Here is an 18405-nt window from a genome sequence, read left to right as displayed (position 1 = left end):
CGCCCCGCCCCGGCCGATCGGAGACTTGAGGCTGCTTGCAGCCGCTTTGCAGGACAGCCCATGACCACACACCGGCCACAACGACGCCGCTTCCTGTGCCAACTGGGACACGCCCTCGGCGGCGCGACCGCCAGCCGTGCGCTCCCCGGGGCAACCATCGCGCTGCTGTCCGGCACCTCCACCCGCGTGGCGGCGGACGCCATCCTCCGGCGCGAAATCCCGGGCACCGACGAAACCATCCCCGCCATCGGCATGGGCACCTACGTCACCTTCAATGTCGGTCCGGCCCAGGCCATGCGCGACCGGCTCACGGAGGTGCTGGAGATCTTCTTCGACATGGGCGGCGGCATGATCGACTCCTCGCCCATGTACGGCACCGCCGAGGACGTACTCGGCGATTGCCTGGAGCGGCTGAATGACACCGAGGGCCTGTTCTCCGCCACCAAGATCTGGACCCGGAGCACGGCCGAAGGCCGGGCGCAGATCGACGACTCCCTGGACCTGTGGGGTATCCAGCGCTTCGACCTCATGCAGGTCCACAACCTGGTGAACCGGGAAGAGCACATGGAGACCATCCGTGCCCGCAGGGACGACGGCGACATCCGCTACACGGGCATCACCACCTCCCACGGCCGCCGCCACGACGAACTCGAGCGCATCATGCGCGACGAGCCGCTGGATTTCGTCCAGCTCACCTACAACGTCCTCGACCGTGAGGTGGAGCGGCGTCTGCTGCCGCTGGCGCAGGAGCGTGGCATTGCCGTGATCGCCAACCGGCCGTTCCGGCGCGGCAGCATGTTCGACCGGGTGGAGGGCAAGCCCCTGCCGGACTGGGCGGCAGAGTACGGCATCGACAACTGGGCGCAGTTCTTCCTGAAGTTCATCATCTCCCACCCAGCCATCACCTGCGCCATTCCGGCGACGTCACAACCGGAGCACATGCGCGAGAACATGGGCGCCATGCGCGGCCCGATGCCCGACGAGGACAGGCGCCAGGCCATGATCACGCACCTGGAAGGGCTCTGATGCTGCCCTATTCGCTGGACGTCTATTTCAGCGTCGTCGCCCGCATGAACGGCGAGCTCTGGTGGGCGGCCATGCTCGCCGTGCTGGCGGCGATCCTGGTAGTGCTTGCGGTGGCCGATGAACGCTCCGGCTGGATACCGCGACTGGTGGCATTGATGCTCGCGCTGGGCTGGCTGGTCATCGGCACCGTGTTCTACGGCGACCGGATGGAGCCCCTGTTTTTCGGCGCCCAGTGGTTTCAGTGGGCCTATACCGCCCAGGCAGTGCTGCTAGCGCTGGCGGCCGTGGCCCCGCGGCCCGGCCTGCCGCGGGCATCACCGGCGGCGGTAGGCGGCGGCGTCACGCTCATGCTGGTGGCCCTGCTGGTGATGCCCGGCGCCGAGGCCGTGCTCCGCGATGGCTGGCCGGAGATCCGCCTGGTGGGCCTGGCCCCGGAACCGACCCTCCTTTTCACCTGTGGCTGGCTGCTGACGCGAAAACCCGGCTGGCCGGTTGCCCTGCTGGCGCTGATCCCCCTGGCCGGTGCGGCGGCGGCCGGCTATTCCGCGGTGGCACTGCACTGGCACCTGGACTGGGTGGTGGTCGCGGCGGCGGTGGCGCTGTTCCTGCTACCCGGCATTCTGCCGCCCGGCAGACGCTCCTCAACGGGCCAGGACAACCATGTTCAGAACCGGTAGTTCACCTGCACGGGCGCAGCCCTGAGCCGCGGGGGCTCAGCGCCCAGCCCCCCGCCGCATCAGCCACACGGCCAGGCCCTGGGCGTTGATCTCCAGGTCCAGCCCCAGGGTATCCCGGAACTGCGCGTCGGAGAGTTCCACGCCGTGTGCACGCAGAGCCTCCTGCAACCAGGCCTGCAGGTCCGCGGCAATGGCGCGCACCTGCCCGTCACCGGCATCGGCGTGGCGCTCGGCGATGGCCACGTGGGCGTCCAGACCGCGATGGAGATCATCCGCCAGGCGGTCGATTTCGGTTACTTCGCCGAAGTGGGCCACGTAGATGGCGTCCGGCTTGAGGTCCCGAAGCCGGTCCAGGGACCGGTGTGCCGCGTCCGGGTCGAAGTGCACCGGGGCCGTGGAGGGAAAGGTGAACGCGCCCCGCGCATTGATCAGGGAGCGGTAGGCGACGCCGAAGGTATCCCCGGCAAACACCAGGGCGTTGGTTTCATCCACCATGGAGTAGTGATGGTTGGCATGCCCCGGGGTATCCAGGAACCGGAGGCTGCGTCGCCCCAGCGGCAGCCGGTCGCCGTCATCGACGATGTGCACGCGGTCCTCGGGCACGGGCACCGGCTCGCCGTAGTGGGTGGCCATGACCTCGTCCCCGAACACACCCCGGGCTCCCTCGAACAGGGCCGTGGGGTCGATCATGTGGCGGGCACTGCGCGGGTGCACCACCAGAGTAGCCCGTGGCAGGTGACGCATGAGCTCACCGGCGCCACCGGCATGGTCCAGATGCACATGGGTGACGAACAGGTAGCGCACCGCCTCCGGCATCACGCCCTTGGCTTCCAACCCTCGAAGTAGGTGGGGCACGGAGAAGTTGCTGCCGACATCCACCAGCGCCGCCTCGCCACTGTCGACGAGCAGATGACTGGCCACCTGACCCGGCCGTCCGGCAAAATGCGCATCAATCGCAGTGACCCCGGACGCGTAATCGGTAATGTCCTCTATCGCCATGGGCAATCCCCCTCTCGCCAATCAGGCAAATAACACTGATACTGACTGCCCGATCATGCCATCGGGAACCCCGACGAGGAACGGACGGTCCTAAACAGGATCCGGCGGATCCCGCGGGCAGACTGTGCGGGAAGCGCCCATCCCTTGAAAGGACCGGACAGGGTGCCCACATTCAGGCACGCATCCCCGGACACCGTAACCGACCCCGGAACCACTCACCATTGGAGGATTGCATGCCCAGTCATTCCAACCCGGCTTTCACTGATCGTAACGCATGGCCGGATCATTCGCTGCGCCAGCTGCTCCAGCGCATCGACGCCGAACTCGAACGGCGTAGCCGGGACGAAGGACAGCAGGAGGACCTCGAAACCCTCGAGCAGCGCCTGCTCAACGAAGCCAGACGGTATCAGCAATCGGGCGGCGTGATCCGCGGTTAGTGTCCTGTAAGCCAGGACACCGGACCCTCTGGCTCATGCGCGCGCGTGCCGCCGGACACCCCCGGTAACAGCCGATTCGCAACAGCGCCTACGCCGATAGCACCCGGCGTGCCCGTTTTCGGGCATGCCCGTGCACCAGCGCACCAACACGGCGCAATCCGGCTGTGCCAGGGAAATGCTACAGAGTTCCCAGGCACAGTGACCGCGACCAACAAACATCCCGACCGTTCAATTGCTTACCGAGCAACACCCCCACCGATCACGGAGCACCACCGTGGCAGGCCGCCTGGCAAATGTCTTGCAGAGCTGCGGAAAGGCGTCAATTTTCAACGATACTTGCCTGCAGGAGACGCTGAACCGACCCAACCACGCGGCCGGGTGCCGCATGCCGGAGTACTGAACCATGGCCATTGCCAACACCCCCACGGCGGAAACCACCGCCGCCGACACCTTTCATCCCCTCGACCCGCTGGGCCCTGAGGAGATGCGCGCCGCTGCGACAATGCTTCGCGAAGCGCTCGGCCCGGATGACCTGCGCTTCGAACGCCTGGTGCTGGAGGAGCCGGACAAGGCCACCGTGCACGCGTGGCAACCGGGACAGGCGGTGGACCGCCAGGTGCGCTTTGTCGTATCCCGCCCCGGCAGCATCGGGGTCACGCTCGGGATTCTCTCCCTCACCGAGCACCGCATCCTGTCCCGGGAGCACCTTCCCGACGCGCGCCCGATGATCATGCTGGAGGAGTTCATGGGCGTGGAGGATGCGGTCAAGGCCGATCCCGCATTCGTGAAGGCCTGCCGGCGCCGCGGCATCGAGGACATGTCGCTGGTGTGCGTGGACCCCTGGTCGGCGGGCAATTTCGACGTCCCCGGGGAGGAGGGGCGCCGGCTCTCCCACACCTTCGCCTGGGTACGCAATCACCCCCGGGACAACTTCTATGCCCACCCCGTTGAGGGCGTGAACGCCGTGGTGGACATCGACACCATGGAGGTGATCCGCGTGGACGATCACTACGCGGACCGGGACCCCGTGCCGGTACCCCGGGGCGAGTCCAATTACGAGGCCGACCTGGTGGGCGCCACCCGCAACGGCATCAAGCCCCTGGACGTGGTCCAGAACGACGGCCCCAGCTTCAGCATCGAGGGGAACCTGTTGCGCTGGCAGGGCTGGGACGTGCGCATCGGCTTCAATGCCCGCGAGGGCCTTACCCTGCACACCCTGGGCTACACCGAGGATGGCGGCGAGCGCCGTTCGGTGCTCTACCGCGCCTCCCTGGCGGAAATGGTGGTGCCCTACGGCAGCCCGGAACCGGGCCACCGCCGCAAGAACGTCTTCGACATCGGCGAATACGGCCTGGGCAAGCTGGCCAACTCCCTGACACTCGGCTGCGACTGCCTCGGTGCCATCCGCTACCTGGACGCCTACGTCAACGGCATCGACGGCGAGCCCATGCAGATCGAGAACGCCATCTGCATCCACGAGGAAGACACCGGCATCGCCTGGAAGCACTGGGACTTCCGCACCGACCACACCGAGGTCCGGCGCCTGCGCCGGCTGGTGATCTCCTCCATCTCCACCGTGGGCAACTACGAGTACGCCTCCTACTGGTACCTCTACCAGACCGGCATGGTGGAGTTCGAGATGAAGGCCACGGGCATCATCAATACCGTGGCCTGCGAACCCGGCAAGCCCTCGAAGTACGCCAACGAGGTGGCCCCCGGGGTTGCCGGCCAGATCCACCAGCACCTGTTCTGCGCGCGGCTGGACATGGAGGTGGACGGGCCGGAGAACACGGTGGTGGAGTACAATACCACCGCCCCGCCCCCCGGCCCCGACAACCCCACCGGTAACGCCTTCCACGAGGAGGCAACGCCTCTGGTCTCGGAGCAGCAGGCGCAGCGGCGCGCCAACGCCGAAACCATGCGCTACTGGAAGGTGGTCAACCGGAACCGCCGCAACGCCGTGGGTCAGCCCACTGCCTTCAAGCTCGAACCCACGGACACGGTGACGCCTTTTACCCACCCGGACTCACCCTCCGGTCAGCGTGGCGGCTTCATCCAGAATCACCTCTGGGTCACTCCCTTCCACAAGGACGAGCGCTACCCGGTGGGGGAGTTCGTCAATCACTCCGCGCCGGGGCAGGGCCTGCCCGCCTGGACCGCGGCGGATCGTGACGTCGAGGACACCGACGTGGTGCTGTGGCACGTCTTCGGCCTGCATCATCCGGTGCGCCCGGAGGATTACCCGGTGCAGCCCTGTGTGACCTGCGGGTTCAAGCTGATGCCATCCGGCTTCTTCGACCGCAATCCGGCCATCAACCTGCCGGCGGGGAAGAACGCGGCCAGCTGCTGCGCTTAGGATTCCGTCCCAGCACACTCAGCCCGTGCCGTGACCGTCGCCGAAGACGGTCACGGCCAGGAAGCGGATGGGCACCTCCACCAGCCGTTCCGGGCCGTGGGGTACCTGGGCATCGAAGGTGAACGAGTCGCCCTCCTCGAGAAGGTAGACCTGTTTGCCGTGGCGATACTCGATCACGCCCTGGAGCATGTGGATGAACTGCGTGCCTTCATGCTGAAAGGTGGGGAACGCTTCGCTCTCGTCATCCATCGAGATAAGGAACGGCTCGAAGTTCCGCGGCTGCCCCCGGTGGTAGGCGAGCATGTGGTAGGTGTGGCCCTTGCGGGTACCCCGCCGGACCACTTCCAGACCCTCCCCGCGCTTGATGTGCTGGGCACCGCCCTCGGGGGAGTCATAGTCCCGGAAGAGCTGGGACAGGGTCAGCCCCAGCGCCACGGTGAGCCGCTCCAGCGAGTCCAGACTGGTCCCAACCTGGCCGTTCTCGATCTTGCTGACCATGCCGCGGCTCAGGTCCGCGAGCTCGGCCACATCGGCAATGGTGAGCCCCTGCGCCAGGCGTTTCTGGCGCAGCATGGCACCGATGTAGCGCTCCAGCCCCATGCGGTCACCACTGTGGGTGTACCGCGTTGCCAGCGTCTTGGGGACGAAGGGGGCGTCGCCGTCGCTCATGGTGCGGCCGCCGTTACTGACCGGGAATCCAGGCGGTGCCCGCCAGCGGCACCCGGGCCATGGCGGCGGCTTCCATGTTCAGGGCCACCAGGTCCTCCGGCTCCAGGTTGTGCAGGTGGGACTTGCCGCACGCCCGGGCGATGGTCTGCGCTTCCAGGGTGATCACCCGCAGGAAGTTCGCCAGGCGGCGGCCCGCAAGCTCGGGATCCAGCCGGCTGGAGAGCTCCGGATCCTGGGTGGAGATCCCGGCCGGATCCTGGCCGGCGTGGTAATCATCGTAGAAACCGGCGGCGGAGCCGATCTTTTCATAGTCGGCTTCCCAGCGCGGATGGTTGCAGCCCAGCGCGATCATGGCCGCCGTGCCGATGCTCACCGCGTCGGCGCCCAGTGCCATGGCCTTGGCCACGTCGGCCCCGTTACGGATGCCGCCGGAGACGATCAGCTGCACCTTGCGGTGCATGCCCATTTCCTGCAGGGCCTGCACCGCCTGGGGAATGGCCGCCAGGGTGGGAATACCCACGTGCTCGATGAACACCTCCTGGGTGGCGGCGGTACCGCCCTGCATGCCGTCCAGCACCACCACGTCGGCGCCGGCCTTCACCGCCAGCTTGACGTCGTAATAGGTGCGGCTAGCGCCGATCTTGATGAACACCGGCTTCTCCCAGTCGGTGATCTCGCGGAGTTCCTCGATCTTGATAGCGAGATCGTCCGGACCGGTCCAGTCCGGATGCCGGCAGGCGCTGCGCTGGTCGATCCCCTTTGGCAGGGTGCGCATCTCGGCCACCCGGTCACTGATCTTCTGACCCATGAGCATGCCGCCGCCGCCGGGCTTGGCTCCCTGGCCCAGCACCACCTCGATGGCATCGGCCATGCGCAGGTGCACCGGGTTCATGCCGTAGCGCGACGGCAGGTACTGGTACACCAGCGTGCGCGATTGGCCGCGCTCTTCGTCGGTCATGCCGCCGTCGCCGGTGGTGGTGCTGGTGCCCACGGCGGATGCACCGCGGCCCAGGGCCTCCTTGGCATTGGCCGACAGCGAGCCGAAGCTCATGCCGGCGATGGTCACCGGGATGTCCAGGTGCAGCGGCTTGCTGGCGAAGCGGTCGCCCAGCACCACGTCGGTGCCGCATTTCTCCCGGTAGCCCTCCAGGGGGTAGCGGGACATGCTCGCCCCCAGGAACAGCAGATCGTCGAAGTGCGGCACCTTGCGCTTGGCGCCGAAACCACGGATGTCGTAGATGCCGGTGTCCGCGGCACGCTGGATCTCGTGGATGGTGCCGCGGTCGAAGGTCGCCGATTCGCGCAGACCCCACTGTTCGCCGTGATCGTCCATTGAAGCCTCCTCAGTCGCCATCGGCGTTGTCCACCTGGAAGTTGTAGAGCTGGCGCGCGGAGCCGTAGCGGCGGAACTCCGCCGGATCGGCCTCCATGCCCGCCTGCGCCAGCAGTTCGCGCAGCTCGCTGACATGCTCCTCGCGCATCTCTTTCTCGATGCAGTCGGCACCCAGGGACTCCACCGAGCCACGCACGTACAGGCGCGCCTCGTAGATGGAATCACCCAGGGCCTCGCCGGCATCGCCACAGACCACCAGCCGGCCGGCCTGGCCCATGAAGGCGCTCATGTGGCCGACGCTGCCGCCGACGACGATGTCCACGCCCTTCATGGAGATGCCGCAGCGCGCCGAGGCGTCGCCGTCGATCACCAGCAGCCCGCCGTGAGCGGTGGCACCGGCGGACTGGGAGGCATTGCCGTGGACGTGCACGCGGCCGGACATCATGTTCTCCGCCACGCCGACGCCCACGGTGCCGTTCACTTCCACCGTGGCCTTCTGGTTCATGCCCGCGCAGTAGTAGCCGGCATGGCCCTCAATGACCACGTGCAGCTCCTGATCCAGGCCGCAGGCCAGAGCGTGGCGGCCATCGGTGTCGGTGATGCGCCATTCGGGCTCGGTGAGCTCGCGCGCCTGGTCGTGCAGCAGCTGGTTCACGTCCCGCACGGAATGTTCCGCGAGGCTGATCGTCTTCATGTACCGGTCTCCTGGCTGCGCTGCGGGCTCCCCTCCCAGACATACACGCGGGTCGGCTCCGGCTCCCACACGCGGGCGGTGCTGATCCCGGGCAATCCGGCCAGGGCACGGTATTCGGAGGCCATGGCGACGTAATCGTCGGTCTCTGCCAGCACCGCCGGCTTGCAGGCGATGGGATCGCGCAGCACGGCGAAGCCGTCCCGCGTGCCCACGGTGAAGGTGTAGAAACCGTCCAGATCCCCCACCGACCGTTCCAGCGCGCCGGTGAGGCTGTCGCCCTCTGCCAGCCGCCAGGTGAGATAGGCCGCCGCCACCTCGGTGTCGTTGTCGGTGTCGAATTCCAGACCTTCCCGCTCCAGCTGCAGCCGCAGCCGGTTATGGTTGGACAGGGAGCCGTTGTGCACCAGGCAGAGGTCATGCCCCGTGGAGAAGGGGTGGCTGCCCTCCATGGTGACCGCGCTCTCCGTGGCCATGCGGGTGTGGCCGATGATGTGGGTGCCCTGCATGCGGGCAAGCCCGAAGCGCTCGGCCACCAGCCGCGGATGGCCGACGCCCTTGAGGATTTCTATGCTGTGGCCGACGCTCATCAGCCGCACCCCGGACGCCCGCTCCCGCAGCCAGGCACGCACCTGCCCGGAGTCGGCGGCGGTCTTGAACACCGCGGCGGTGGCGTTGCGGAACCACTCCACGGTGGCACCGAGATCGGCTTCCAGGCCATCGGCCAGCGCCTGCCAGTCGGTGGCCGGATCCTCGGCCTGCAGGGTGTACTTCAGGCGATCCTGACCCACGTCATCGCCGTAGATGGCAAAGCCGGCGCTGTCCGGGCCGCGATCGCCCATGGCCAGCAACATGGGCTGGAAGAGCTCGCCCAGCCGGGGCTGCAGCGCCTCGTTCTTCAGGTAAAGGCCTACGATGCCGCACATGATGTGACTCCTTCGTTCCGGTGACGCCGCGCCTCAGAAGAACTGCGCATAGCGCTCGATTTCCCATTCCGAGACGTGGCGGTTGTACTCGATCCACTCGGCCCGCTTCATGCGGATGAACTCCCCGACAATGCCCTGCCCCAGGGTGTCGGCGAACAGGCTGTCCTCCTCCAGGCAGTCCAGGGCCTGATTGAGGGTCTGCGGCAGGATGCCGATGCCGAGTTCCTCGCACTGGGCGGCGGTGTAGTTGTAGAGATTGACGTTGTGGGGCTCGCCCGCTTCCAGTTCCCGGTCGATGCCGTCCAGACCCGCGGCGATGAGACCGGCGGTGACCAGGTAGGGATTGCAGCCGGCATCCGGCAGCCGGTATTCCAGGCGGCCGTAGGGAATGCGCACCATGGAGGAGCGGTTGTTGTCGCCGTAGGTCACGTACACCGGCGCCCAGGTGGCCCCGGAGGCGGAACCGCCCACCACCAGCCGCTTGTAGGAGTTCACCGTGGGCGCGGCCAGGGCGCACAGGCCGTGGGCATGGTGCAGCAGCCCGGCCAGGAAGTGGTAGCCCATCTTCGACAGCCCCAGGCCGCGGCTGTCGCTGTCGTCATGGAACAGGTTGGTACCGGCGGCGTCCTCGATGGACATGTGGTAGTGCATGCCGTTGCCGGTGCGGCTGGAGATGGGTTTGGGCATGAACGAGCAGATCATGCCCATGTCATGGGCGATCTCGCCGGCGGCCATGCGCAGGAACACGAAGCGATCCGCCGAGGTCAGCGCATCGCTGTGGGTGTAGTTGATCTCGAACTGCGCGTTGGCGTCCTCATGGTCAATCTGGTAGATGTCGAAACCCACCTCCTGGAGGTTGGTCACCAGCGCTTCCAGAAAGCCCCGCGAGCGCGAAAGGCCCTTGTAGTCGTAGCAGGGCTTGTCGAGGGTATCGCTCTCGTCCACCGGCTCCAGGTGCCCGTTGTGCTGGGACTGAAACAGGCAGAACTCCGGCTCCAGCCCGGTATTCAGGGTCCAGCCGCGCTCCTTCAGGCGCTCCAGCTGCCGCTGCAGCACATAGCGCGAATCCAGCGGCCAGGGCTCATCGTCCACGTACCCGGTGCAGGCGATGCGGGCATAGCCCGGCTGCCAGGGGACAAGGGTCAGGGTGCTCGGATCGCCCTTGGCCATGAAATCGGACTCGTGGGGCTCCATGGCGAGCCCGGAGACGGCAAAACCGGCGAAGCCCGCCCCGTCGTTGATCACGTTCTCCAGACAGTGCGCCGGCACGGATTTGGTCTTCGCCACGCCGTGGATATCCACGAACTGGGCAAGTACGAAACGGACATCGTTGTCCTTCAGCAGGCTCTGGACGTCAGTGGGCAACATGGCTCATCTCCATGGGTCATCAAGACGGATTGATTCGCGAGGGATCGCGGACAACGGACTGCAGCATGGACTCCAGGTACGCCCCGTAGGACGGGTCACACCCCAGGAGCAGACTGTCCGGGGCTGACGCCGACCGGAACAGCCAGGCATTGACGCCCGCCACGGCAGCCATGAGCCAGCCACCGGGCGGCAGCGCACCGAGATCATGGGGGCAGAGTTCCGTCAGGGCGTCATTCCAGCCGGCCCCGGTCAGGCGCATGACCCGGTCACTGCGCTGCAGCAGCCAGGGCGGGGTCTGCGGCGACTGGTGCCACTCCCCCTCGCCGGCAATCAGGTAGTCGTTACGCCCGGTACAGGCCACGAACCCCGGACCGTGCTCCACGGCGGTGAGTTCGTCACCGGGCACCGGCAGGTCCGAGGCGCGCAGGGCGTCATCGGCGCCACTGCCCACCAGCTCCCACAGGTGCAGGTCCACGTGTGTCTCCAGGGTCAACGTCATGGCGTCACCTCCGGTGCATCGGCGTTCTGTCGCAGGCTGTCGGGGTCGTAGAAGGTCTCGGTGACCACCTCGGCGTCGAGCATCCGCCCGCCATCGCCACGGATGGCCAGCGTCTGCCCCCCTTCCGCCAGATCGCGGTCCACCATGGCCAGGCCGATGGGCCGACCCAGGGTGGGACTGCGGGCGATGCTGGTGACCCTGCCGGCGATGGCGCCGTCGCGGATGACCAGATGGGACTCCCGCGGCAGGGGCTGATCCGCGTCCGCTGCCATGACAAAGCGCGCCAGTTTCCGCTGCTCCGCGCCCTTGAGATGGGCCAGGGCCGGCCGGCCGACGAACCAGGGTTTCTTCAGGTGGACGGCCCAGGGCATGGCCGCCTCGAAGGGGTTGGTGAGCCCGTCGGTGTCCTGGCCGACGATGATGTGCCCCTTCTCCAGCCGCAGCACCCGCTGGGTGTCGACGCCGAAGGGACGGATGCCCATGGGCGCACCGGCCTCCATGAGGGCGTCCCAGATGCGCGCCATGGTGTCCACCGGAGCGTGAATCTCGTAGCCCAGCTCACCCACGAACCCCACCCGCAGCAGGCGGGCCCATGCACCGCAGACCCGGGCGTCCGTCATGCCCAGCCGCGGCAACGCCGCCTCGCTGAGATCCACGTCCACCAGGGGTTCGAGCAACCGGCGGCTGAGGGGGCCGGCCAGGTTCAGGGCGCCGAGCTGGCCGGTGCGGTTGACCACGTGAACGTCCAGGCCCCACTCCAGGGCGTGTCGGGTCAGGGTCTGGTAGGTGCCCTCGGCGTGGCTGGAGGTGGCGGTGAGATAGTAGTGATCGTCCGCCAGCCGGCCGATCACACCGTCGTCCACGATCACGCCGGTGTCGTCGGTGCGCAGGGCATAGCGGGTCAGACCGGCGCGCAGGTTGCCCTGGCGCATGGTGTAGCTGCCATCCAGCAGGGTCGCCGCGCCCGGGCCCACCACCTCGATCTTGCCCAGGGTGGAGACGTCGATAATGCCGACCCCGGTACGCACGGCAGTCACTTCGTCGGCGATCACCGCCGCCGCGTCGGCCTCCTCGCCGTAGAACGACGGCCGCTCCCACTCGCCCGACTCCATCAGGAACCCACCGTACTCGCCGTGCCGGGCCTGCACCGGGGTCTCCCGCCAGGGGCGCATGCGCCGTCCGGCCAGGTCTTCCAGGCGCACGGGGTGATACATGGGGCGGGCGGTGGTGGTGCCGGTCTGGTCCATGCCCTGCCCCAGGTACCGGGCGAGGATGCGGAAGGCGTTGAGGTTCGAGTGCTTGCCCTGACTGGGCCCCATGCCCACGGTGGTAAAGCGCTTGAGCAGCTCCACGTTGTCGAAGCCTTCCCGGGCGCCTTGAATCAGGTCCTTGTACTGCAGGTCTTCATCGAAATCGACGAACTCCCGGCCCTTGGCGTGGGGCACCACCGGCCACGGCGTGGCGTGCGCCCGGGTGTCGCGGTGGGACGTGGCGTCCGGCACCGGTTCACCGGCCAGCGCGGCGGCGAGCCGGGCCGCGGCATCACGGCCGTCGGCGCGCTGACTGTCCAGGGCGAACACCCCGTTCACGCGTCCAGCCGGCACCACGGTCTCGGGCCAGGCGACGGGCACCGGCATCTCCAGGGTATCGTCGTAGCTGAACCGCCCGCCGGCCTGGTAGAGCAGGTGGCCAGCGGGGGCCCATCCGGCGCTGGTCACCACGCCGTCACAGTCGATCCGGCGCGCATGGGTCTGGTCCGGAACGCCGGCGGCGTCCACCGGGGCAATGGTGGCCGCGGCCACCGCACCGTCGCCGTGGGCCTCGACAATCGCCCAGCCGAAATGCACCGGCACCCCGGCATCCTGCAGAGCAGCAGCGTCGGTTTCCTGTACCCCGGGGCCGGAGGCGACCACGGCCTGCAGCGCGACGCCTGCGCGGCGCAGGTCCTCCGCCACGGCAAAGCCTTCCGCATTGTTCACCTGCAGCACCGCCCGCTCACAGGCCTGCACGCCGAAGCGGTGCAGCAGGCGCTGGGCGGCGGAGGCCATCAGCACCCCCGGCAGGTCATTGTTGCGGAATACCGCCGGCTGCTCGATCACGCCGGTGGCCAGCACCACCCCGCGGGCACGCACCTTCATGATGCCCTCGGGGGTGGACACCGGCACCCAGTGATCGGTGTAGAACCCCAGGGCCACGGCGGAGGTGAGCACGCGGATACCGGGGCTGGCCGCCACTGCCCCCAGTAGCTCCTCCCGCTGCGCGGCCGCCGCGGGTTCGGTAGCCCATTGATGGTCGAGACTGCCGCCCAGGTGCGGATTCTCCTCCACCAGCAGCACCTCCAGCCCCGCCTCGGCGGCGCTGAGGGCCGCCTGCAGGCCAGCAGGGCCGCCGCCCACCACCAGCACGTCGCAATAGCCGTAGCGCTTGGGCCGGCGCTGCGGCGTCCACGCCGTGTCCACGGCGCCGAGTCCCGCACGGCGGCGGATCAACCGCTCCCAGTACGGGAACAGCCAGCGCGGCTTGTGGAAGGCCTTGTAATAGAAGCCGGCGGGCAGGAAGCGGCCGAGACGATCCATGTGGCGGTCCGCGTCCCGGGCCAGGCTGCCACGGACGTTCACCGGGCGCACGTCCAGGCCGTCGGTGACCGGGGTCACGTCACCGCGGACATTGGTGTCGTCGGCGGTGGCGAACAGGGCGTTGATGTCGTGGTTCGCCATGGACAGGGCGCCGCGGGGTCGATGGTACTTGAAGCTGCGCCCGAGCAACTGCACCCCGTTGGCCAGTAACGCCGAGGTAATGGTGTCACCGGCGAAGGCCTGGTAGCGGGTGCCCTCGAAGGTGAACTGCACGGTCCGCTGGCGGTCGATCCACTCCCGCGGCCCCGCCTCAGAGCGTCGGAATGGCATAGGCCACCTCCTGCGGCGGGACGACGCGCTCCACCACGTTGGTCAGCGTGTCGCGCTCCAGCACGAACCAGCGCCCCGTGGGGCGGTGGAACCACCACTCCCGGAGCACCGTGGGCTGCCCGGTGCGATTGAAGGCGTGATCCGCTACTTCGGCCAGCGGCGCGTCGCCGGCGGGTGGCCGGCGCACTTCGCCGCCGTAGACGAATTCGCTGATGGGCCGGCGGCCGATGATCGGGCAGTCAAGCTGTTGCATGGTCAGTGCCCCACGGAGGCCGCGCCCTTCTCGCCCACCAACTGGAAGTCGGTGAAGCGATCGAAGCGGAACGGCTGGATCAGTTCATGGTTGCGGTCGTTGGCGACGGTATCCGCCATGGTGCTGCCGCTGATGGGCGTGGCCTTGAAGCCCCAGGTGCCCCAGCCGGCGTCCAGGTAGAAGCCCGGCAGCGGCGTGGTCCCCATGATGGGGGCGAAATCCGGGGTCATGTCGCTCATGCCCGCCCACTGCCGGTTGATGCGCAGCCGGGCGGTGAACGGGAACAGATCGATGATGCGATCGGCCAGACCCTCGACGAACTCGAAGGACGAGCGGGTGCTGTGGAGCACCGCCGGGTCCACCGACGCCCCCATCACCAGCTCACCCCGGGAGGACTGGCTCAGGTACACGTGCAGGCTGCCGGAGACGACGATGGTGTCCAGGAAGGGTTTCACCGGCTCGGTGACGCAGGCCTGCAGCGGGAAGATCTCGATGGGCGTGGACAGCCCCGCCATCTCGGTGATGCGGGGCGTGGAGCCGGCGACCATGGAGACCACCGCGCCGCAGCGGATGTCGCCCCGGTCCGTGGCCACGCCGCAGACCCGCCCCTTGTCCATCTTGATGCCGGTGACCCGGGTCTTCTGGTGCACTTCCACACCGTTGTTGGCGGCGGCGCGGGCGTAGCCCCAGGCCACGGCGTCGTGCCGGACCACGGCCCCCGGTGCGTGGTACAGCGCCCCCATTACCGGCTGCGAGCCGCCGCAGTCGAGATCGATACCGGGGATGCCGCGGCCCACCGCCTCGCGGTCCACCACCTGGCTGTCCACATCCAGATGGCGGTTCACCTCGGCGCGCCAGCGCATGGTGCGCATGGCCTCGTCGGAATGGGCCAGGGTGTAGTGACCCCGCTCGGAGTAGAACAGGTTGATGTCCAGCTCCTCGGAGAGCCCCTGGAACATGCGCACGCTGGCGTCGTAGAAACGCACGCCTTCCGGCGTCAGGTAGTTGGAGCGGACGATGGTGGTATTGCGCCCGGTATTGCCGCCGCCGATGTAACCCTGCTCCAGCACCGCCACGTTGCGGATGCCGTGGCGGGTGGCCAGGTAATAGGCGCAGGCGAGCCCGTGGCCGCCACCACCGATGATCACCACGTCGTAGCTCTCGCGCAGCTCCGACGCCTCCGGAAAGAACCGGGGCTCCTTGTCAGCGCCGCGCAGGCCGATTTTCAGAAGCCGCAAGGGCATGGATCACCTATCCGAAGACAATGGTCTTGTTGCCGTGAATGAACACCCGGTCTTCCAGGTGGGCGCGCAGTCCGCGGGCCAGCACCGATTTCTCCACGTCGCGTCCCAGCCGGACCATGTCGTCCGTGGTGTTGTGGTGATTCACCCGGATGACGTCCTGTTCGATGATCGGGCCCTGGTCGAGATCCGCGGTGGCGTAGTGGCAGGTGGCGCCAATGAGCTTCACGCCCCGCTGCGCCGCCTGGTGGTATGGGCGCGCGCCGACGAACGAGGGCAGGAAGCTGTGGTGGATGTTGATGATGCGCCCGTGGTAGCGATCGCACAGCGACCCGGGCAGGACCTGCATATAGCGGGCAAGCACCACGGCGTCGATCCGGTACTCCTCGATCACCGATTCCAGGGCGGCGAAGGCCGCCTCACGGCCATCCGCCGGCACCGGAATGCAGTGATAGGGAATGCCGTGCCACTCCACGAAGCTGCGCATGTCCTCGTGGTTGGAGACCACGCAGGGGATCTCCATGGCCAGCTCGCCGCTGCGCCAGCGATAGAGCAGATCCGACAGGCAGTGGCTCTGGCGGCTGACGCACAGCATCACCCGACGCGCCACGGCGGTATCAGTGACCGACCAGGTCAGGCCGAAGCGCTCGGCCAGGGGGGCGACAATGGCCTCCAGGCGCTGCACGTCGCCGCCCAGACTGTCCGCACGCACCTCGTAGCGCATGAAAAACCAGCCGCTCTCGGCATCGGCATACTGGTGGGCCTCGGTGATCCAGCCTCCCTGGCCGGCGATACCCTGGGTGACTGCGGCAATGATGCCCACGGCATCGGGGCAGGACAGCACCAGTCTGAAGCGGCGCTCACTCATGCTTGTTTCCTTGAAAGAAAAAATGTTTCTCAAAAGGAATGCAACAAATCTGCCAGATGCAAGCAGCACTCGCGGCGGCAGCCGGACAACCCGAGAGGACCCCTTCAAATCAATCAATTGCAGTAGAGCGCATGTGTATACCAGGGCACCGCAGCGCCAACGCAAGACGCTTGCAACAGCGATCAGCGCCACCCCGGCTGCGCCAAAATGGCGCAGCCGAGTGCAGCAGGCGCCCCATTTCGGGGCAGCCATTACGGCCCCGACAGCACCGCGCACTCGCTGGATGCGATAACCCCGTGGCTCCCACCGCCTTTCCCGCCCGGCCGGGAAGACGTTACTTCCCCCGCACCGTGAAATGGTGTAGTGTCCCGCGCCCTTGGACGGTCAGTAATATAAGGCAACGTGCCCAGCAACACCCGGCATATCGCGCTGCCGTAGCGGACACACCCGCCGCGGCCAGCACGCCCGCATTCCGGGGCCGGCATCACCTGCGCCCGGCGCATCACGGTGACCGACCCGCACCATCACCCCAATTGAGAGCCGATCGCGGTGCCGCCGCGATCACGAGACGTTTCGTTTGCCCGCGCGGCTCCAAGCACGTGCTGGCCGCGACGTCGTACCGACACCCCACAGGGAAGCCCCATGAACTGGTACAGAGTGAAGCAGGAGTGGTTCGGTAACATCCGGGGGGATGTGCTGGCCGGCACCATCGTCGCCCTGGCGCTGATCCCCGAGGCCATCGCCTTTTCCATCATCGCCGGCGTGGACCCGCAGGTGGGGCTCTACGCCTCGTTCTGTATCGCCGTGGTCATCGCGTTCACCGGTGCCCGGCCCGGGATGATCTCGGCGGCCACAGCCGCCATGGCCCTGCTCATGATCACCCTGGTGGCGGAACACGGGCTGGAATATCTGCTGGCCGCCACGCTGCTCACCGGGGTACTGCAGATCATCGCCGGTTACCTGCAGATCGGCCGGGTCATGCGCTTCATCTCCAACTCGGTGATGACCGGGTTCGTCAACGCGCTGGCCATCCTGATCTTCATGGCGCAGATCCCGGAGTTGATCGACGTGCCCTGGTCGGTCTACCCCATGGTTGCTGCTGGTCTGGCCATCATTTACCTGCTGCCCTACCTGACCCGGACCATTCCCTCGCCGCTGGTGACCATCGTGGTGCTCACCCTGCTGGCCTGGTCCCTGGGCATGCAAGTGCCCACCGTGGGGGACATGGGCGAGCTGCCGGACACACTGCCGGTGTTCCTGTGGCCGGACGTGCCCCTGAACCTGGAAACCCTGTGGATCATCCTGCCCTACTCGCTGGCGCTCACCGTGGTGGGCCTGCTTGAGTCCATGATGACCCAGAGCATCGTGGACAACCTCACCGATACCGAGACGGACCGCGACCGCGAGTGCAAGGGTCAGGGCATCGCCAACCTGGTGGCCGGCAGCTTCGGCGGCATGGCCGGCTGCGCCATGATCGGCCAGTCCATCATCAACGTGAAATCCGGGGGCCGCGGGCGGCTTTCCTCGCTGGTGGCCGGGCTGGTGCTGCTGGTGCTGGTGGTGTTTCTCTCGCCCCTGCTCAAGATGATCCCCATGGCCGCACTGGTGGCGGTGATGATCATGGTGGCCGTCGGCACGTTCAGCTGGAGCTCCATCCGCAACCTGCGCAAGAACCCGCTGAGCACCAATATCGTCATGGTCAGCACCGTGGCGGTGACCGTGCTGACCCACAACCTGGCCATCGGCGTGCTCACCGGGGTGCTGCTGGCGGGCCTGTTCTTCGCCAACAAGGTCAGTCAGTTCCTGCACGTGGGCTCCGATGCCAACGAACATCCGGACGATCAGACCCTGCACCGCACCTATCGCGTCATCGGTCAGGTGTTCTTCGCCTCCACCGAGAAATTCATGAAGGCCTTTGACTTCCAGGAAGACCTCGATAGGGTGACCATTGATCTGACCCGCGCCCACTTCTGGGATATCAGCTCCGTCGCGGCACTGGACCGTGTGGTCGTCAATTTCCGCCGCGAAGGCACCGACGTGGAGCTCGTGGGCATGAACGAGGCCACCGCCACCATCGTCGACCGCCACGCCGTACACGACAAGCCGGACGCCATCGACCGGCTGATGGGCCATTGATCCGCGAGCCGGGCGCCGGC

At 67.4% G+C, this 18405-nt stretch carries 16 protein-coding genes; 5 read left to right on the top strand and 11 right to left on the bottom strand.

Going from position 1 to position 18405, the window contains the following annotated elements:
• Positions 1-60: 60 nt before the first annotated feature.
• Both KU884_RS01935 and KU884_RS01930 read left to right on the top strand, forming a co-directional pair.
• Positions 61-1026 (top strand): aldo/keto reductase, encoded by a 966-nt coding sequence (locus KU884_RS01935; RefSeq protein WP_167781038.1) that lies wholly within the window; start codon positions 61-63, stop codon positions 1024-1026.
• Positions 1026-1703, top strand: coding sequence for a DUF6064 family protein (locus KU884_RS01930; protein ID WP_167781037.1), 678 nt, complete (start codon positions 1026-1028; stop codon positions 1701-1703). Before KU884_RS01935 ends, KU884_RS01930 begins: the two co-directional genes overlap by 1 nt.
• 36 nt (positions 1704-1739) lie before the next feature.
• Here KU884_RS01930 and KU884_RS01925 read toward each other — a convergent pair whose 3' ends face one another.
• On the bottom strand, positions 1740-2702 hold the full coding sequence (locus KU884_RS01925) for an MBL fold metallo-hydrolase (RefSeq protein ID WP_167781036.1): 963 nt from the start codon (positions 2700-2702) through the stop codon (positions 1740-1742).
• A gap of 233 nt (positions 2703-2935) precedes the next feature.
• On the opposite strand from KU884_RS01925, the gene KU884_RS01920 reads away from it, so the two are divergent.
• Positions 2936-3139: a hypothetical protein gene (locus tag KU884_RS01920; RefSeq protein ID WP_167781035.1), complete on the top strand. Its 204-nt coding sequence runs from the start codon at positions 2936-2938 to the stop codon at positions 3137-3139.
• Positions 3140-3542: 403 nt separating this feature from the next.
• A complete protein-coding gene (locus KU884_RS01915; RefSeq protein ID WP_167781034.1) occupies positions 3543-5495 on the top strand; it encodes a primary-amine oxidase in 1953 nt (650 codons plus the stop codon).
• An 18-nt stretch (positions 5496-5513) separates the two neighbouring features.
• On the opposite strand, the gene KU884_RS01910 is transcribed toward KU884_RS01915, so the two are convergent.
• Genes KU884_RS01910 through purU form a run of 10 tightly spaced genes read right to left on the bottom strand, consistent with a single transcriptional unit; the run spans position 5514 to position 16249 of the window.
• A complete protein-coding gene (locus KU884_RS01910) occupies positions 5514-6164 on the bottom strand; it encodes a helix-turn-helix domain-containing protein (protein WP_167781033.1) in 651 nt (216 codons plus the stop codon).
• 13 nt (positions 6165-6177) lie between these two features.
• Positions 6178-7497, bottom strand: coding sequence for an FMN-binding glutamate synthase family protein (locus tag KU884_RS01905; RefSeq protein WP_167781032.1), 1320 nt, complete (start codon positions 7495-7497; stop codon positions 6178-6180).
• 10 nt (positions 7498-7507) lie between these two features.
• Positions 7508-8191 carry a protein glxC gene (locus KU884_RS01900; RefSeq protein WP_167781031.1) on the bottom strand — a complete coding sequence of 228 codons (684 nt, stop codon included), beginning with the start codon at positions 8189-8191 and terminating at the stop codon, positions 7508-7510.
• Positions 8188-9114, bottom strand: coding sequence for a glutamine amidotransferase family protein (locus KU884_RS01895; RefSeq protein WP_167781030.1), 927 nt, complete (start codon positions 9112-9114; stop codon positions 8188-8190). Before KU884_RS01895 ends, KU884_RS01900 begins: the two co-directional genes overlap by 4 nt.
• Before the next feature lie 33 nt (positions 9115-9147).
• Entirely contained in the window at positions 9148-10482 is a 1335-nt protein-coding gene (glnT, locus tag KU884_RS01890) for a type III glutamate--ammonia ligase (RefSeq protein WP_167781029.1), read from the bottom strand.
• Between the two features lie 19 nt (positions 10483-10501).
• Entirely contained in the window at positions 10502-10981 is a 480-nt protein-coding gene (locus KU884_RS01885; RefSeq protein ID WP_167781028.1) for a hypothetical protein, read from the bottom strand.
• Positions 10978-13887 (bottom strand): 2Fe-2S iron-sulfur cluster-binding protein, encoded by a 2910-nt coding sequence (locus tag KU884_RS19145; RefSeq protein WP_167781027.1) that lies wholly within the window; start codon positions 13885-13887, stop codon positions 10978-10980. The genes KU884_RS01885 and KU884_RS19145 overlap by 4 nt, the downstream gene beginning before the upstream one ends.
• A complete protein-coding gene (locus KU884_RS01875; protein ID WP_167781026.1) occupies positions 13868-14140 on the bottom strand; it encodes a sarcosine oxidase subunit delta in 273 nt (90 codons plus the stop codon). The genes KU884_RS19145 and KU884_RS01875 overlap by 20 nt, the downstream gene beginning before the upstream one ends.
• Before the next feature lie 2 nt (positions 14141-14142).
• A complete protein-coding gene (locus tag KU884_RS01870; RefSeq protein ID WP_167781025.1) occupies positions 14143-15384 on the bottom strand; it encodes an FAD-dependent oxidoreductase in 1242 nt (413 codons plus the stop codon).
• A gap of 7 nt (positions 15385-15391) precedes the next feature.
• Positions 15392-16249: a formyltetrahydrofolate deformylase gene (gene purU / locus KU884_RS01865; RefSeq protein WP_167781024.1), complete on the bottom strand. Its 858-nt coding sequence runs from the start codon at positions 16247-16249 to the stop codon at positions 15392-15394.
• Positions 16250-16891: 642 nt separating this feature from the next.
• Here purU and KU884_RS01860 point away from each other — a divergent pair.
• Complete coding sequence (locus KU884_RS01860; protein WP_167781023.1) at positions 16892-18385, top strand: SulP family inorganic anion transporter; 1494 nt, start codon at positions 16892-16894, stop codon at positions 18383-18385.
• Positions 18386-18405 lie beyond the last annotated feature (20 nt).

Source organism: Aquisalimonas sp. 2447 (assembly GCF_012044895.1).
GTDB lineage: Bacteria > Pseudomonadota > Gammaproteobacteria > Nitrococcales > Aquisalimonadaceae > Aquisalimonas.
The sequence above is the reverse complement of the archived record's forward strand: the minus strand, read 5'-3'. Positions and strand labels throughout refer to the sequence as shown.

What these genes read in the sequence shown, in the direction of transcription:
- KU884_RS01935 (WP_167781038.1), top strand. Translation starts at nt 61, where the DNA reads ATGACCACACACCGGCCACAACGACGCCGCTTCCTGTGCCAACTGGGA.
- KU884_RS01930 (WP_167781037.1), top strand. Translation starts at nt 1,026, where the DNA reads ATGCTGCCCTATTCGCTGGACGTCTATTTCAGCGTCGTCGCCCGCATG.
- KU884_RS01925 (WP_167781036.1), bottom strand. Translation starts at nt 2,702, where the DNA reads ATGGCGATAGAGGACATTACCGATTACGCGTCCGGGGTCACTGCGATT.
- KU884_RS01920 (WP_167781035.1), top strand. Translation starts at nt 2,936, where the DNA reads ATGCCCAGTCATTCCAACCCGGCTTTCACTGATCGTAACGCATGGCCG.
- KU884_RS01915 (WP_167781034.1), top strand. Translation starts at nt 3,543, where the DNA reads ATGGCCATTGCCAACACCCCCACGGCGGAAACCACCGCCGCCGACACC.
- KU884_RS01910 (WP_167781033.1), bottom strand. Translation starts at nt 6,164, where the DNA reads ATGAGCGACGGCGACGCCCCCTTCGTCCCCAAGACGCTGGCAACGCGG.
- KU884_RS01905 (WP_167781032.1), bottom strand. Translation starts at nt 7,497, where the DNA reads ATGGACGATCACGGCGAACAGTGGGGTCTGCGCGAATCGGCGACCTTC.
- KU884_RS01900 (WP_167781031.1), bottom strand. Translation starts at nt 8,191, where the DNA reads ATGAAGACGATCAGCCTCGCGGAACATTCCGTGCGGGACGTGAACCAG.
- KU884_RS01895 (WP_167781030.1), bottom strand. Translation starts at nt 9,114, where the DNA reads ATGTGCGGCATCGTAGGCCTTTACCTGAAGAACGAGGCGCTGCAGCCC.
- glnT (WP_167781029.1), bottom strand. Translation starts at nt 10,482, where the DNA reads ATGTTGCCCACTGACGTCCAGAGCCTGCTGAAGGACAACGATGTCCGT.
- KU884_RS01885 (WP_167781028.1), bottom strand. Translation starts at nt 10,981, where the DNA reads ATGACGTTGACCCTGGAGACACACGTGGACCTGCACCTGTGGGAGCTG.
- KU884_RS19145 (WP_167781027.1), bottom strand. Translation starts at nt 13,887, where the DNA reads ATGCCATTCCGACGCTCTGAGGCGGGGCCGCGGGAGTGGATCGACCGC.
- KU884_RS01875 (WP_167781026.1), bottom strand. Translation starts at nt 14,140, where the DNA reads ATGCAACAGCTTGACTGCCCGATCATCGGCCGCCGGCCCATCAGCGAA.
- KU884_RS01870 (WP_167781025.1), bottom strand. Translation starts at nt 15,384, where the DNA reads ATGCCCTTGCGGCTTCTGAAAATCGGCCTGCGCGGCGCTGACAAGGAG.
- purU (WP_167781024.1), bottom strand. Translation starts at nt 16,249, where the DNA reads ATGAGTGAGCGCCGCTTCAGACTGGTGCTGTCCTGCCCCGATGCCGTG.
- KU884_RS01860 (WP_167781023.1), top strand. Translation starts at nt 16,892, where the DNA reads ATGAACTGGTACAGAGTGAAGCAGGAGTGGTTCGGTAACATCCGGGGG.